This window comes from Halomonas sp. HK25 (assembly GCF_047795635.1).
In the GTDB taxonomy this organism is placed as follows: Bacteria; Pseudomonadota; Gammaproteobacteria; order Pseudomonadales; family Halomonadaceae; genus Halomonas.
The window spans coordinates 2,626,029-2,640,323 of record NZ_CP181044.1; the positions used below are offsets into that span (position 1 = coordinate 2,626,029).

At 65.1% G+C, this 14,295-nt stretch carries 12 protein-coding genes; 6 read left to right on the plus strand and 6 right to left on the minus strand.

Annotated elements, in window-relative coordinates; all coding sequences use genetic code 11:
• Positions 1-64: 64 nt before the first annotated feature.
• From ACM26W_RS12510 to ACM26W_RS12535, 6 genes are all read left to right on the plus strand, one after another.
• Positions 65-1,138: a 4Fe-4S dicluster domain-containing protein gene (locus ACM26W_RS12510; protein ID WP_416137321.1), complete on the plus strand. Its 1,074-nt coding sequence runs from the start codon at positions 65-67 to the stop codon at positions 1,136-1,138.
• 117 nt (positions 1,139-1,255) lie between these two features.
• Positions 1,256-3,739: a molybdopterin-dependent oxidoreductase gene (locus tag ACM26W_RS12515; RefSeq protein ID WP_416137322.1), complete on the plus strand. Its 2,484-nt coding sequence runs from the start codon at positions 1,256-1,258 to the stop codon at positions 3,737-3,739.
• A gap of 41 nt (positions 3,740-3,780) precedes the next feature.
• Positions 3,781-4,542, plus strand: a complete 762-nt coding sequence (locus tag ACM26W_RS12520) for a 4Fe-4S dicluster domain-containing protein (protein WP_416137323.1) — start codon at positions 3,781-3,783, stop codon at positions 4,540-4,542.
• Positions 4,539-5,777 (plus strand): NrfD/PsrC family molybdoenzyme membrane anchor subunit, encoded by a 1,239-nt coding sequence (nrfD, locus tag ACM26W_RS12525; RefSeq protein ID WP_416137324.1) that lies wholly within the window; start codon positions 4,539-4,541, stop codon positions 5,775-5,777. The genes ACM26W_RS12520 and nrfD overlap by 4 nt, the downstream gene beginning before the upstream one ends.
• A gap of 70 nt (positions 5,778-5,847) precedes the next feature.
• On the plus strand, positions 5,848-6,765 hold the full coding sequence (locus ACM26W_RS12530) for a TorD/DmsD family molecular chaperone (RefSeq protein ID WP_416137325.1): 918 nt from the start codon (positions 5,848-5,850) through the stop codon (positions 6,763-6,765).
• Between the two features lie 20 nt (positions 6,766-6,785).
• Complete coding sequence (locus tag ACM26W_RS12535) at positions 6,786-7,277, plus strand: FKBP-type peptidyl-prolyl cis-trans isomerase (RefSeq protein ID WP_416137326.1); 492 nt, start codon at positions 6,786-6,788, stop codon at positions 7,275-7,277.
• Between the two features lie 145 nt (positions 7,278-7,422).
• Here ACM26W_RS12535 and ACM26W_RS12540 read toward each other — a convergent pair whose 3' ends face one another.
• The 6 genes from ACM26W_RS12540 to ACM26W_RS12565 all read right to left on the minus strand — a co-directional run bounded on the left by ACM26W_RS12540 (position 7,423) and on the right by ACM26W_RS12565 (position 14,192).
• On the minus strand, positions 7,423-7,734 hold the full coding sequence (locus tag ACM26W_RS12540; RefSeq protein WP_416137327.1) for a chaperone modulator CbpM: 312 nt from the start codon (positions 7,732-7,734) through the stop codon (positions 7,423-7,425).
• Between the two features lie 3 nt (positions 7,735-7,737).
• On the minus strand, positions 7,738-8,679 hold the full coding sequence (locus tag ACM26W_RS12545; RefSeq protein ID WP_416137328.1) for a DnaJ C-terminal domain-containing protein: 942 nt from the start codon (positions 8,677-8,679) through the stop codon (positions 7,738-7,740).
• A 189-nt stretch (positions 8,680-8,868) separates the two neighbouring features.
• Complete coding sequence (locus ACM26W_RS12550; protein WP_416140881.1) at positions 8,869-9,213, minus strand: metalloregulator ArsR/SmtB family transcription factor; 345 nt, start codon at positions 9,211-9,213, stop codon at positions 8,869-8,871.
• Between the two features lie 108 nt (positions 9,214-9,321).
• A complete protein-coding gene (pstB, locus tag ACM26W_RS12555; RefSeq protein ID WP_416140882.1) occupies positions 9,322-10,131 on the minus strand; it encodes a phosphate ABC transporter ATP-binding protein PstB in 810 nt (269 codons plus the stop codon).
• Between the two features lie 89 nt (positions 10,132-10,220).
• On the minus strand, positions 10,221-11,897 hold the full coding sequence (gene pstA, locus ACM26W_RS12560; protein ID WP_416137329.1) for a phosphate ABC transporter permease PstA: 1,677 nt from the start codon (positions 11,895-11,897) through the stop codon (positions 10,221-10,223).
• A 15-nt stretch (positions 11,898-11,912) separates the two neighbouring features.
• Entirely contained in the window at positions 11,913-14,192 is a 2,280-nt protein-coding gene (locus ACM26W_RS12565) for an ABC transporter permease subunit (protein WP_416137330.1), read from the minus strand.
• Positions 14,193-14,295 lie beyond the last annotated feature (103 nt).

Here is a 14,295-nt window from a genome sequence, read left to right on the forward strand (position 1 = left end):
ACGCTTTGCGTTAGACATATGGCAATACGCATATAACCATAACAATGATAGCGGGCAAATCACCATGCCGCACCGTGACAGCCACTCCGGTCATACACTCAGCCCCCTCACTCCTCGGGGCATACCACTCGGCTGGGTCGCTTCGCGCTGCCTGCAGGCGCCTCCCCATCCGCTGGCCTGCAGCCGCTGCCTCGATGCCTGCCCCGCCGAGGCCCTCGCCTTTCATGAAGACGTCGATGGCGGCATGTACCTGCTGGCCAGCGACGCCTGTCACGGCTGCGGGCAATGCGTCCCGGCCTGCCCTAGCGAGGCACTCGTCAGCGCCGAGGTCCACGCTCTGGTGACGAGGCAGGTGGAGGGCGAGGCGCTTCACCTGGGCTGCCACCGCGCCCAGGGTTCCGCCGAAGTCACCCGCCTGCACTGCCTGCGCGCACTGGGCCCCGACCTGCTCGCTGAGCTTGCCGCCAGGGCGACACCCGGCAAAGTGGCGCTGGCACCAGCGGGTGGCTGCCAAGGCTGCCTGGCCGCTCCATCGGATGCTCACGACAACTGGCGCCAGGCGGCAGAGGCGAGCTGCCTCGTCAGCGACGCCGCGGCCGATGGCGATTATCGTGCCGCCAGGGCGGCGGTCAGTCGTCGGGACCTGCTGCGCGGACACCCCGCGCCGCGGCTGCCAGCCATCCCGTCAGATGACGCGGCGCCAAAGGCGCGGCGTCTTGAGCGCCAGCGGGCCGCCGCCGCGATGCTAGGCAATGCGCGATTCGCGCCGACCCTACCCGGCCTGACCCTGGACGCCAACGCCTGTCTCGCCCACGGCGTCTGCGCCCGGGTCTGCCCCACCGACGCCCTGCAGGAGACGGCCGGGGGCGAACTGGTCTTCGACCCGCTCGCCTGCCTCGACTGCGGCCACTGCCTGACCGCCTGTCCGGAGGGCGCCCTGCAAAAGGCCGATTCACCAGGATCTACGGCCGTCACGCTGCGCGAGGCTCAACGCATCGACTGCTTCCTGTGCGGACGCCCCTTCACGCCGCCCGGGGGCGATCGCGCCCGGGAGGGCAACGAGACCACCGCCAACTGCCCGGCCTGCCGACGAGAAGCGGCACTGATGCAGGAGAGCTTCGATGACCTCTTCGGCTAGCCGGGGCCTGAGCGCCCGGCGATCGACGACGTCCGGTGGTGACCGGCACACGCGATCCAAGCACCCGCGATTCCAGCACGACTCGCACCACAAGACGAGCACCCCGAGGGAGAACCGATGAAACTGTTCCAGACCCTGATCAACCGGCGCCGCTTCCTGCAGTCGTCGGCCGCCGTCGGCGCCGCCGGTGCCGTGACGGCGGGCTTCACCGGCCTGCCCGGCCTGGTACCGGCGCCGGAAGCACGCGCCCAGACACCCCGCGGCGAGACGACGGTCACCAAGAACGTCTGCGCCCAGTGCCCGGCGCGCTGCGGCATCGACGTCTACACCACCGACGGCCGCGTCCACGCCATCTACGGCGACACCGGCAACCCCATCGCCAACGGCAAGCTCTGCCCGAAGGGGCACCTGGGCAGCTATTTTCTCTACGACCCGGATCGCTTCAAGGGGCCCATGAAGCGCACCAACCCCCAGAAGGGACGCGACGAGGACCCCGGCTTCGTGCCGATCTCCTGGGACGAGGCCCTGGACACCGTTGCCGAGCGGCTCAACGACCTGCGTCGCCGGGGCGAGTCACACCGCTTCTCGATGTTCTACGGCCGCGGCTGGGGCGCCTCCGACGCCGGCATGCAGGGCACCTTCGGCCGGCTCTACGGCACGCCCAACGCCGCCATCGGCCACTCCTCCATGTGCGCCGATGGCTCCAAGAAGGCCAAGCACGCCACCGACGGCAACGACTCCTACAGCTCCTACGACTACCGCAACACCAACTACCTGCTGATCATCGGGGCGAGCTTCCTCGAGGCCTTCCGCCCCTACAACAACGTGATGCAGATGTGGGGCCACATGCGCAGCAAGAGCCCCAAGACCCGGGTCACCACGGTGGACGTGCGCATGAACCCGACCATGGCCGCCTCGGACCGCGCCCTCTACATCAAGCCCGGCACCGACGGCGCCTTCGCCCTGGCCATCGCCCATGTGATTCTCACCGAGGGGCTGTGGGATCGCGAATTCGTCGGCGATTTCATCAACCCCAACCTGCACTTCGTGGAGGGCCGGCGCATCTCGCCCGGCAACTTCACCGAGAAGTGGGTGCATGGCCTGGCCGACTGGTGGAACGAGGAGCTCAAGGATCGCACCCCGGAGTGGGCCGAAGGGGTCACCGGCATCAAGGCCACCGACATCCGGCGCACCGCCATGGAGTTCGGCTCCACCCGCCCGGCAGTGGCGCTATTCGAGCGCGGAGCCACCGGCCACAGCAACGGCACCTACAACGGCATGGCGATTCACAGCCTCAACGCTCTGGTCGGCTCGCTGTTCGCCGAGGGTGGCCTGGGCTACCAGGTCGGCCCCTCCTATGGCGCGCTGCCCGCTAGTGCCGACGACTATCTCGACGACTACGCCCGCAACGGCGACTGGCGCAACCAGCCGCGCATCGACATGAAAGGCACCGAGCGCTGGCCCATGGTCGGCAACATGATGCAGGAAGTGGCCCCTAACCACCTGGCGGGCGACCCCTACACGCTCGATACCGCGATGTTCTTCTACACCAACCCGATCTGGTCGGCGCCCAATCCGAAGGTCTGGGAAGAAGCGCTCAAGGACGTCTTCGTCATCGACACCTCGCCCTACCCCGGCGAGACCGCCATGTACGCCGATATCGTGTTGCCAGACAGCACCTACCTGGAGCGCCTGCAGGACATCCCCACCTACCCCTTCGAGGGCTGGCCCATGGCGGCGCTGCGGGTCCCCGCCGTGGAGCCGATCCATGACACGAAAATGTATGGCGACGTGATCATCGAAATCGGCAAGCGCATCGAGGGCCCCACCGCCGACTATTACCGGGAGCTGGACAACATCGAAAACGTGGTACGCCACCTCGCTGCGGGCTTCGCCGATGACCCGGGCGACAACGGCGTGAACGACTTCGAAAGCTGGAAGGAGAAAGGCGTCTGGTACAAGAAGCCCTACCAGTGGCGCCAGATCCGCGGCGAGTTCTACGAATGGGACGGCCAGCGCTACGCTCGCCAGATGAGCGAGGAGGAAGTTCAGCATAATCTGTTCAAGACGCCCTCCGGCAAGTTCGAGGTGCGCTCCGGCTACCTGGAACAGCACGCCGAGTATATCGAGCGCGAGATGGGCATTCCCCGCAACCGGGCCGGCCTGGTGCAGTGGGTCGAACCGGTGCACACCGGCGGCGATGGTGACCTTCACTTCATCACGCCCAAGACGCCGCTGCACGCCGAGGGACGCGGCGCCAACGTCCCCCACCAGATGGCGGTTCATCAGCCCATCGTCGGTGGCCGTAACACCGTCTACCTCGAGGTCCATCCGCAGACGGCCGGGGAGCGCGGCATCCGCAACGGCGACCGGGTCAGGATCACCTCTGACCTCGGCAGCATCGAGGCGGAATGCCGCTTCGTTGCCGCACACCGTCCCGACACCCTGGTGCTGCCCTTCGAATACGGCCACTGGGCCCAGGGGCGCTGGGCCAAGGACCGCGGTCCGGGCAACTCCAGCGAGATCACCGCCAACGTATCGGATCCGATCTCCGGGCTCGCCAGCTACTACACCGGCAAGGTCAGGCTGGAACGCGCCTGAACCCGAACCCCTGACCGAACACGGCATTGAGGACAACGACTATGGCAAAGTGGGGAATGGTCATCGACCTGGACAAGTGCACCGGCTGCCAGGCCTGCACCACCGCCTGCGCGATGGAGAACAACACCCTGCCCGGGGAAAGCTGGCAGGACGTGCTCTTCTACAACGCCGGCGAATACCCGAGCGGCCAGATGAAGTGGCTGCCGCGGCCCTGCATGCAGTGCGAGAACCCCTCCTGCGTGCACGTCTGCCCGACCCGGGCCACCTACAAGGATGAAGAGGCTGGCGGCATCGTCTTCGTCGACTGGAACAAGTGCATTGGCTGCAAGTACTGCATGATCGCCTGCCCCTACGGTGTGCGCTTCTATGCCGACGAGAAGCCGCTGATCGAGCCCGACATCCGTGAGACCTTTCCGAGCGACAACGGCCAGCTGTGGAGCCCGCCCTATCAGAACCCCGAGGAGGACTGGCGGCGCGGCATCGGCATCCAGCCGCCCGGCGTGGTCTCCAAGTGCACCTTCTGCTACCACAAGGTCAAGCACGCGCCGGAAGGCATCGCCGACCTCGACGAGGACAACCCCGAAGTCAAGGAATATGTGCCCGCCTGCGTGCGCACCTGTGCCCCCAAGGCACGCTACTTCGGCGACCTGAATAACCCCGAGAGCCAGGTCAACCAGCTGATCGGTGACAAGCACGGTGTTCGCCTCAAGGACCATACCGGCAACAAGCCGCAGGTCTACTACCTGGGGGCCGGCGCCGGCGTGCCCGCCTTCACCCCCGCCGACAGGGAGCATGACGCATGAGCACCTCCATGAAAGGCATGAAACCCACGACTCATGACAACGCCATCCAGGGCCCGCTGGGCTGGGGGCTGCTGGTGATCGCTGCCGTGGTACTGCTTGCCAGCCTGGGCTATGCCTTTTCCCAGCTGATCGCCAGCGGCCACACTTCCTTCAATACCAATTCGGCGCTGCCCTGGGGGCAGCCCATCGCCACCTATCTCTACTTTGCCCTGGCATCGTCGGGGCTGGGGCTGATCGCCTCGCTACCGCTGGTCTTCGGCTTCAAGCAGTTTTATCCGGTCGCCAAGCGCTGCATCTTCCTGGCTTTCATCGTGCTGATCTCGGGGATGAGCGTACTAGCCCTGGAGCTCGGCAACGTCTTCCGCATGCTGTGGGCCATCCCACTGAACCTTCAGGTGCAGTCGGCGATGTTCTGGATGGGCGTCTTCTATGCTCTGGACCTGCTGTTCCTGCTGTGGAAGTTCAGCAAGCTGCAGGGCGGCGAGTGGGACAGCAAGACCGCCAAGCAGGTCGGTATCGCGTCGTTCATCGGTGTGCTGCTGGCCAGCGGCAACCTGGCGCTGATCTTCGGCATGATGAGCATGCGCCCCTTCTGGTTCGATGCCCTGCTGCCGATCTACTTCTACTTCACCGGTGTGACTAGCGGCGTGGCCGCCCTGGTGTTCTTCACCTATCTGGCCCACGGCTTCCAGCGTGATCGCATGCCCCCTGCGCTGCAGACTCTGCTGACCGGCGCCCTGCCCAAGCTGTTTGCCGCGCTGATCGGCGGGACCCTGCTGTTCATCACGGTGCGTGCCATCACCGGGCTCTACAGCAACAACCCGGAAATCAACCTGGTGTGGACCGACTACCTGTTCGCCTCGCCACTCTATAACGCCGCCCTGCTGCTGGGCCTGCTGCTGCCCTTCCTGGTGATGCTCAGCACCTCGCTGCGCAACCGCGTGGGCGTACAGTTGCTGGTGTCGTGTCTGGTGTTCCTGGGGCTGTTCGCAGAGCGTTTCTACTTCGTGGTCGGCGGGCAGGTGGTACCGCTGTTCAAGGGCACCTGGATGCCTAACCTGATCAGCTACAGCCCCTCCGCCACCGAGTGGTCATTGACCCTGATCGGCTGGTCGTTGTGCTTCGTGCTCTACCTGCTGGGCGAGAAGTTCCTGAACCTGGGGGACATGCCGCGGCAGATGGCCGAAGTTTCAGCCCGGGCCCCGGCGGCCGGCGCCCCGGCGGGCACCGCCTGAACTATCCTCCCCGTCGAAACCTGAAGGAGAAGGGGCGGCCTGCCAGTCGGCAGGCCGCCCCGTCAGCACTATGACACCACATCCACAACTCACCGATCTGCTGCCGGCCGCCGAGCTCAGCCTCTGCCTCTCCCGGGTCTTCCTCGCCCCCCAGGCGAAGGTGACCCTGGCGGAGGTCCGGGGCCCGCTGCTCGACGACCTGCGCAGCCTGGCCGATTCGCTGCCGACGCTGGACAGCGAGCGCCTCGAGGCGTTCTCACAAGCGCTGGCGGCACTGACCGATACCCAGCAACTGATCCTCGGCTACAGCCGACTGTTCCTGACGCCGCCGGCCCCGGCGCCGCTCAACCTGGGCGCCTACCTGGACGGCGGCCTGATGGCTCGCAGCGTGCCCGCCATGGAGGCCCTCTATCACCGTTACGGCCTGGAGCGGGCCCCGTCCTTCCGCGACCTGCCCGACCACCTGTCGCTGCACCTGCAGTGGCTGGCCTGGGTCTACAGCGAGGCCATGGAGGCCACCGAGGCCGGAGCGTCCGCCATTCCCGCACTGACCGACGCCGCGACCCTGCTGCACGACTTCACGCTGCCCGCCCTGGCCGGGGTTCGCCGCAAGGTGGCTCAGGCGACCAACGACGCCACCACCCTGCCCTGGCGGCTACTCATCGAACTGACCCATGACCAGTTGACCCGGGACCTGGCTCGCCTGGAGGCCGCCCTGCCCGCCCGCGCTCCCCAGCCAGCCGAGGTCCGGGAGTGTCCCGGCGCCGTGGAAACCTTCGAGGCGAGTGAAGCCCCTCGGGAAACGCTCACCTGCCGCGCCTGCGGCGAGGCCTTCGAGAGCGACCCGGTGCTGGCGGAGATGCGCCAGCGGTTGGCCGCCGCCGGCGTCAGCGCCGACCACCTGGCGGTCTGCCCGCGCTGCCAGGGCCGCAATGGCACCTCGCCCAAGCTGAAGCCACCCGGCGCCGGCCTCAAGGCATGGCAGTGATGACCCGAGAGGAGACAGCAATGACACCCATCGGCGCCCTGTGCGAGATCTCCGCCGACTATGTGCTGACCGGCGAGGATGGCGAACGCCTGGCGGCCTCGACGCCCGAGACACCGCTGCGCTACGTGCATGGCACGGGCCAGATGCTGCCAGCGCTGGAGGCGGCACTGGAGGGCCGCCGGGCCGGCGACGCACTCAGCGTGACATTGACGCCGGAGCAGGCCTATGGCCCCCATCGGTCGGAGCTGGTCTTCGAGGCAATACGCGACAACCTGCCGCCGAACATGGAGATTCGGGAAGGCATGACGCTGACGCCCGGGGGGAAGCGGGGCAAGTTCTCGCTGAAGGTGGTGGGGCTGACCGAACGCGGCGCCCTGCTCGATGGCAATCACCCCCTGGCCGGCAGGACGGTGACCTGGGAAATCCACGTTCTGGACGTTATCCCCGGCCGAGCGGCACCCCAGGGCGATCTCGACTACCAGCCGATCCGTTGGGTGACTCTTGATGAGTGACAATCCGTTGCCGCCTAGCGCCGGTCATCATCATGATGCTGTTGCCGGCGGCCAGGATGCTGCATGACCGCTTCGACATACGCCATTGCGTGCTGCAACAGGAGTCCAGGCAGTATGCGGCCCACTGCCCCATGGGTGAGCGATGCTAATCGTCGCTCAGCCCAGCGGCTCGTAACCGCTCCCTGAGGCGCTGGTTCTCCTCGATCAGGTCGGTCGCCAGGGCGGCGAGTTCGGGCGCTGCCTCGAAGTCACGTTCCAACTGACACATGCGGCGGGCACGGGTCAGGTCACGACTGGTGAAGCGCCAGCTCGCTACATAGGGTGAACCATCGGCCAGCAGGCCACTCTCGATACGCTCGACGACCCAGTCGGTGTCCACCGAACAGGCGCGTGCCAGATCCTCCAGCGTGAGGGTGGCCTCGTCGATCAGATCGCCGCTGACAATATGCTGTGCCATGTCCTAGGCTCCTTTCCGTTGGCGCGGATCGAAAGCCAGTTCATCCGCCATGGTCTCATACAGTTCCCGGGCCTTGTCGGTATCGGCCGGGGGCAGCACCACCTCGAGCTCCACGTAGAGATCCCCCCGCTCCGGTCCCGGGATACCACGTCCCTTAAGGCGCAAGCGGCGACCGGTCTGTGACCCGGCGGGTACCTTGAGCTTCACCGGCCCGGAGGGAGTCGGGGTTTCGATGCTGGCTCCCAGGGCGGCCTCCCAGGGCGCAACCGCTACCCTTTGATACACGTCCCGCCCCTCGACCCGATAACGCGCGTCGGGCGTGAAGTGGATCTCCAGATACAGGTCACCCGCCTGGCCACCACTGACGCCGGGGCCGCCCTGCCCCGTCAGGCGGATATGCTGCCCCTCCTTGACGCCCTTGGGGATACGCACGCTCAGGGTGTGTTCGCGGGAGACCACGCGCCCTTGCGCGTCGACCTGGGGCACATGCAGGGTGATCCCCCGGGTCGCGCCCTGGTAGGCATCCTCGAGGTCGATGACGACCTTCGCATGACGATCCTCGCCACGCTTCTGGTAGCCGCGCCTCCCCCCTCCTGCCCTGCCGGCCTGGCCGAAGAGGTTGGCGAAGAAGTCACTGAACTCGCCGAGGTCGGCCTCCTCGAAACCACGGCCGCTGAATTCGAAGCCCGCATCCCAGTCAGGGGGTGGCTGGAAATCCTGTCCTGAGCGATATTGCTGAGCCAGCTGGTCATAGGCGAGACGCTTCTCGGGATCGGACAGCACCGCCTTGGCCTCGTTGATCTCCTGCATACGCTGTTCGGCTTCGGGTTCCTTGCTGACATCGGGATGAAACTTGCGCGCCAGCTTCCGGTAGGCCTTCTTGATTTCCTCGGCTGTCGCGGTCTTCGCCACCCCGAGCACCTGGTAGTAATCCTTGAATTCCACGTGTGAACGCTCCGGCAGAGGCCACGTCTGGTCAGACGTGCGATGACACGGGTACCGCTCCTGACAGGACCCGGCAATTTGATTCCAGGCTAGTCGAAAATGACCGAGAGCAGGAGGAGTGTGGAGGAGTGGTGATAAAGGGGTAGGCGGGAGGATAGGTGGCAAGAGAAGCAAAGGCCCGAAGGGGCCTCAACACATGGCCAGCCGACGCTCGGGGCGGTTGCCCATGCCCGCGAGACGAAGCCGAAGGCCGGCGAGGCGCTTGTCCTGGCCCTTCTCGGCGGCCTGCAGCATCTCGACGACCCACTCCGGCGCCGTCTCGGCAATGCGGTAATAGACCCACTGGCCCTCGCGGCGATCGCTGAGCAGGCCGCAGGTGCGTAGCTGTGCCAGGTGGCGCGAGACCTTGGGCTGAGACTCCTGCAGGCAGTGGGTCATCTCGCAAACGCACAGCTCTCCCTCATGACGGATCAGAAGGGTCAGGGTCAGGCGGGTCTCGTCGCCCAGACACTTGAACAGTCGAGAGGGATTCAGCGGGATCACAAGGCCACCTAACGGGAATGGAATGTCACAGATACTACGCTACAGGAACCCGCTCGGCATCCCATCGATGAGTCCGGCATGCCGAACGAGGAACCTGGTCTACCCGTAGCGGCCAGTGATGTAATCCTCGGTCTGCTTCTTGGCCGGCTCGGTGAAGATCTTGTCGGTCTCGTCGTACTCCACCAGATCCCCCAGGTACATGAAGGCGGTGTAATCGGAGACCCGGGCCGCCTGCTGCATGTTGTGGGTCACGATCAGGATGGTGTATTTGTCCTTGAGTTCATTGATCAGCTCCTCGATCTTCAGCGTTGAGATGGGATCCAGCGCCGAGGCCGGCTCATCGAGCAGGATTACCTCGGGCTCGATGGCAATGGCCCGGGCGATGACCAGGCGCTGCTGCTGGCCGCCGGAAAGCCCGAAGGCGTTGTCGCTCAGTCGATCCTTGACCTCGTCCCACAAGGCAGCGCCTCGCAGCGAGCGCTCCACGACCTCATCGAGCACGGCCCTGTTGTTGACCCCCTGCAGGCGCAATCCGTAGGCCACGTTTTCGTAGATCGACTTGGGGAAGGGGTTGGGCTTCTGGAACACCATGCCCACCTTGCGGCGCAGCTCTGCTACATCGACTCCGCGGGCGTAAATGTCGTCGCCGTCGAGCAGGATCTTGCCCTCGACCCGGCATATGTCCACCAGGTCGTTCATGCGATTGAAGCAGCGCAACAGGGTCGACTTGCCACAGCCGGACGGCCCAATGAAGGCGGTGACCTTGTTGCGCGGGATGTCCAGGTTGATGCCCTTGAGCGCCTGCTCCTTGCCGTAGTAGAGGTTGAGGTCGCGCACCTGGAAGGTGACACCCTTTATTCCCGAGGGCGTCTTGGCAGGGCTGGCGACGGGACGGGGAGCGGTAGTCATTGAGGTCATGGTCTCGTGTCTCGTGTCTCGTGTTCTGGTGATCGGCGGCCTTGATGATCGCCGATCGTTATCCGGAGAATCGCCGTCAATCAGTCCGAGGCGGCGCGATAGCGCTCGCGCAGCCGATTACGGATGCTGATGGCGGTCAGATTGAGGACGATGATCAGGATCACCAGCACCAGTGCGGTGGCGTAGACCAGCGGGCGGGCGGCCTCGACGTTGGGGCTCTGGAAGCCCACATCATAGATATGGAAGCCCAGGTGCATGATCTGTCGCTCCAGATGGACGAACGGGAAGGTCATATCCACCGGCAGGGTCGGCGCAAGCTTGACCACCCCGACCAGCATCAGCGGCGCCACCTCACCCGCGGCCCGGGCGATGGCCAGGATCATGCCGGTCATCATCGCCGGCGTGGCCAGCGGCACCACCACCTTCCAGAGCGTCTCGGACTTGGTCGCCCCCAGCGCCAGGGAGCCATGGCGCACCGACGAGGGAATCCGCGCCAGGCCCTCCTCGGTGGAGACGATCACCACCGGCAGAGTCAACAGCGCCAGGGTCAGAGAGGCCCAGATCAGTGCCGGAGACCCAAAGGTGGGGGATGGCAGCCGCTCCGAGTAGAACAACTGATCGATAGACCCCCCCATGGTGTAGATGAAGAAGCCCAGGCCGAAGACCCCGTAGACGATGGAGGGCACACCGGCGAGGTTGTAGACCGAGATACGGATCAGGCGCAGCAGAGGTCCCTGCCTGGCATATTCACGCAGGTAGATGGCCGCCAGCACGCCGAAGGGGCTGACGATCATCGACATCAGCAGCACCATGGTCACGGTGCCGAAGATCGCCGGGAAGATGCCGCCGGCCGTGTTGGCCTCGCGGGGCTCGCCGCTGACGAAGGCCCAGAACTGTTGCACATACTCCACCGCCTTGGCGGTGAGCGACAGGCTGTTGGGTTTGACAGCCCGCACGATATCGCCGATGCGAATCTGCACTTCCTGCCCGCCGACGACTGATGCAATCAGGGTGTCGCGATAGAGCTCGCTGCGCAGGATCTGGATCTCACCGCGCAGGGTCTGGAACTCCTGATCCAGAATGGCCTGCCGATCCCGGATCTGATCCAGCTGCGCCTGAAGCTCTGCCGGTTCGATATCGGGATCACGCTGCAGGGCACGCTCCCGCAGGCGCAGCTCCTCCATTTCCGCGCTGATCACCCCCACATCGTTACGCTCGATTCGATTCAACTCACCATAGAGGGTGTTACCGCGCTCGACCCGAGACTGCACTGCTTCCCACAGCCCCTCGCCCTCGGCAACCACCTCGCCGTCCTCCAGCACACGCAGCGCATAGCCGTAGAAGTCGCCCCACTCGCGGCGCTCAAGTCGCATGGCGTCGGGTGGCGCCTGCCACTCCGTCATTTGCAGATCGGCGTACCAGGCAAAATCATTGCCAGTCACGTCTCGGTTTCCCTGCTTGATCAGGTGCCGGGTCACCAGCTCACCGTCGCCTAGCTCGGGGGGCACCGCGATGCCCGCATCCCGCGCCACGGGAACCGGGATGGTCTCGGCACGTACGTGCTCCCCCATCACCATCTGGCCGAGGCCCAGTTCGGGGTCACCGACCTGGAATTCGACGATTTCGGTGGGATAGAAGTGGCTGAGGCCGCGCACGGCAATCAGGCCGATCAGCCCCACCACCATGATGACCGAAATCGCCACCGCACCGGCATTCAACCACACCCAGGGGGCACCGCTTTTCCACCAAAGTTTCATCACAGTCTCCCGGTATCAGAGGTTGCCGTAGCGATTACGCAGTCGCTGACGAATGATCTCGGCCAGCGTATTGACCAGGAAGGTCATGCCAAGCAGGACCAGGGCGGCCAGGAACAGGACCCGGAAGTGGCTGGACCCCACGGCGGCTTCGGTCATTTCCACCGCGATGTTGGCCGACAGGGTGCGCATGCCCTCGAAGATATTGAAGTTCATGATCGGGCTGTTGCCGGTGGCCATCAGCACGATCATCGTCTCCCCCACCGCACGGCCGAAGCCCATCATGACCGCGGAGAACATGCCGACGCTGGCGGTGGGCAGCACCACGCCAACCACGGTCTGCCAACGGGTGGCGCCCAGCGCCAGGGAGCCCTGGGTCAGATGCTTGGGCACGTTGAAGACCGCGTCCTCGGCGATGGAGAAGATGGTCGGGATCACCGCGAAGCCCATGGCGATACCTACCACCAGGGCGTTGCGCTGGTCGTAGGTGAAGCCGTTGTCCGTCAACCACTGGCGCATGCTGCCATCGAAGAACAGGATCTCCACGTAGGGGCTCGCCGTGACGCAGGCCCAGCCTACGAAAATGATGATCGGCATCAGCAGCACCGCCTCCCAGCCGTCGGGCACCCGGGTGCGCAGCCGCTCGGGCAGACGACTCCAGAGGTAGGCGAAGACCAGCATGGCAATGGGCATCAGGATCAGGATGCTGAACACCGCCGGCAGTCGATTCTCCACGAAGGGGGCGAGCCACAGCCCGGCCAGGAAGCCGAGGATGACCGTGGGCAGCGCCTCCATCACCTCGATGGTGGGCTTCACCTTGCCGCGCAGCTTCGGCGACATGAAGTAGGCGGTATAGATGGCCCCCATCAGCGCCAGCGGCGTGGCAAACAGCATCGCGTAGAAGGCCGCCTTCAGGGTGCCCAGGGTCAGGGGCATCAGGCTCATCTTGGGTTCATACTCGTCGCCGCCGGCGGTTGACTGCCACACATATCGCGGCTGGCTGCTGCCCTCGTACCAGACCTTCTGCCACAGTGAGGAGAAGGAGATACCGGGATGCGCATTATTGACGCTGGCCACCTGGAGCTGATGGTTCTCGTCGGCAAACAGCGCCATCGAGTTGACCGGCGAGATGGCGATTCGCGCCAAGGGGCCTTCGGTCATCGTCCCATCGAAGACGTCAGCCCCCGCCGTGGCGTGATGAATACCCAGATTCCCAAGCTCGTCACCCACCAGGAAGCCCCGCCGCATGTGCTCCGGTGCGATATGGGTGATCGGGGCGTCATAGCGGGCGAAATCACGAATATGGGTCAGGTCGTACTGGTTCTGGGCATCGCGGACTGGAAAATACTGACGCACCTGGCCGTCGGAGGTACCGGCGATGATCGATACCGTGCCGTTGAGATAGGCCATCTCCGATACATAGCCGCTGTCCGTTACCTGCACCGCCCCGAGGTAGCGGGGATTGCTGAGGTTGCCGATGTTGTAATGATGGATGTAGCCGGTGTCGTCGGAGACGTAGAGGTGACGGTAGCGATTGTCGATCAGAATCTGCCGGGCGCGGCCGTCAAAGCCGGGCAGCTCGGCCGTGGTCTGCTCAACGGTGACCGCACCGGTCATGATGTTCTCCCGGCGATCGAAGGAAGTCACCATCAGGGTGCCGTCCTCGAGTTCGGCGGCGGCATAGGTACCGCGATCGCTGAGCTGCAGGCCCAGCACCTGGATGGCCCGCCCCGCCTCGTCCAGGGTCAGGGGCTCCTCGCCAAAGGGAAACTTCAGCTCGGGCTCGATGTGGCGCAGGTTATCCGGGTAGGTGATCGCGTAGTCCACCTGGCCGAGGCTGATGGTGCCATTGTCGTAGCCGTAGGCGAAGGCTCCCGTAGTGGCGAAGGCGGTCGCGAACGCCGAGCGCGTCGCGCCATCGGGCCGGGGCATCTCGAACGACGAACGCAAGGCCCCTCCGTCCAGGTCGAAGAAAGTGATGCGCCCCGTGTCGGTAAAGCTCGCCCCCAGGGTGTCGTAGCGGTCGATGGTCAGGTGCTCGAGGGCCTCGCCGCCTTCCACCCCGGGAATGGCATAGGTCTGCTCGGTCGAGACCTGTGCCGACTTGAAGAGCGGCATGACCTCGGAGAACAGGTAGACGAAGATCATCCCGAGGGCGATCACGACCCCGATGCCAGCAGCACCGATACCGTAGCGGGAGATGTTGTCCTTCAGCGTGCGCTTGCGCCGCAGGCGCTCACGCTGCTCAGTGGTAGGCAGAAGCGATCTGCCTTGACCCGACGTGGGGCGTTGGGACATGTCATTCATGGCGGATGGGCAATCCCGTCAGGTGGAAAGATACGCAGAGAGTAAGCAGGGTCCGTGACAGCTATGTGACAGCGTGGGAAATAAAGAAGGGGCG

What these genes read in the sequence shown, in the direction of transcription:
- ACM26W_RS12510 (WP_416137321.1), top strand. Translation starts at nt 65, where the DNA reads ATGCCGCACCGTGACAGCCACTCCGGTCATACACTCAGCCCCCTCACT.
- ACM26W_RS12515 (WP_416137322.1), top strand. Translation starts at nt 1,256, where the DNA reads ATGAAACTGTTCCAGACCCTGATCAACCGGCGCCGCTTCCTGCAGTCG.
- ACM26W_RS12520 (WP_416137323.1), top strand. Translation starts at nt 3,781, where the DNA reads ATGGCAAAGTGGGGAATGGTCATCGACCTGGACAAGTGCACCGGCTGC.
- nrfD (WP_416137324.1), top strand. Translation starts at nt 4,539, where the DNA reads ATGAGCACCTCCATGAAAGGCATGAAACCCACGACTCATGACAACGCC.
- ACM26W_RS12530 (WP_416137325.1), top strand. Translation starts at nt 5,848, where the DNA reads ATGACACCACATCCACAACTCACCGATCTGCTGCCGGCCGCCGAGCTC.
- ACM26W_RS12535 (WP_416137326.1), top strand. Translation starts at nt 6,786, where the DNA reads ATGACACCCATCGGCGCCCTGTGCGAGATCTCCGCCGACTATGTGCTG.
- ACM26W_RS12540 (WP_416137327.1), bottom strand. Translation starts at nt 7,734, where the DNA reads ATGGCACAGCATATTGTCAGCGGCGATCTGATCGACGAGGCCACCCTC.
- pstB (WP_416140882.1), bottom strand. Translation starts at nt 10,131, where the DNA reads ATGACTACCGCTCCCCGTCCCGTCGCCAGCCCTGCCAAGACGCCCTCG.
- pstA (WP_416137329.1), bottom strand. Translation starts at nt 11,897, where the DNA reads ATGAAACTTTGGTGGAAAAGCGGTGCCCCCTGGGTGTGGTTGAATGCC.
- ACM26W_RS12565 (WP_416137330.1), bottom strand. Translation starts at nt 14,192, where the DNA reads ATGTCCCAACGCCCCACGTCGGGTCAAGGCAGATCGCTTCTGCCTACC.